This window comes from Winogradskyella aquimaris (genome assembly GCF_042676105.1).
Lineage (GTDB): Bacteria > Bacteroidota > Bacteroidia > Flavobacteriales > Flavobacteriaceae > Winogradskyella > Winogradskyella aquimaris.
Genome location: NZ_JBHTJQ010000024.1, coordinates 1 through 583 on the forward strand (window position 1 = coordinate 1; position 583 = coordinate 583).

1 protein-coding gene is annotated in these 583 nt (G+C 30.4%); it reads left to right on the forward strand.

Annotated features, from left to right (window positions below; all coding sequences use genetic code 11):
- Positions 1 to 437: hypothetical protein (locus tag ACFQ1K_RS14510; RefSeq protein ID WP_320556895.1), on the forward strand; the 437-nt coding region annotated here is incomplete at its 5' end.
- Between the last annotated feature and the right edge of the window lie 146 nt (positions 438 to 583).

Here is a 583-nt window from a genome sequence, read left to right on the forward strand (position 1 = left end):
ATTTGAAAAACGAACTGCAAATGAAAAATATGATTTTAAGTTTTCTGATTTTATTAATTGTTTCATCTTGTACGAATACTGAAAAGTTAACAGAATTAGAAAACAGGATTGCTAAAATTGAAAATCAAAATAAAGTGTTAGTGGACAGTCTGAATTCTGTAAACGTTGAATTCATTAAACCTTTTAAAATTTATGAAAAAATAGTTCTTTCTGAACTAGAAAACTCACCTAATCAAATTATATCTGATTATGAATTTTTAATAAAAGATTATCCGAATTCTTTTTGGAGACACGAAGCAAAAAAAAGAATTGAAAATGTTGAGAAACGGAAAAAATACTGGTCGGAAAAAGATGGATGGAAACTACCTGAAAAAACAAAAAAACCTGAATTGATTGAAATAATTGAACCAATGGTAATAAGTTGTCCTGGATGTTAAAAAAACTACACACAACAATGTATAACCGCAATTACGGCGGATTCGACTGCGTCCGAATCCACTCGGAATTGCTAAATACAGTGCTTAACCGAAAATTAATGCATATCAACCCGTAACTGACGGTTATACGAGACCGTTGTGTGTAA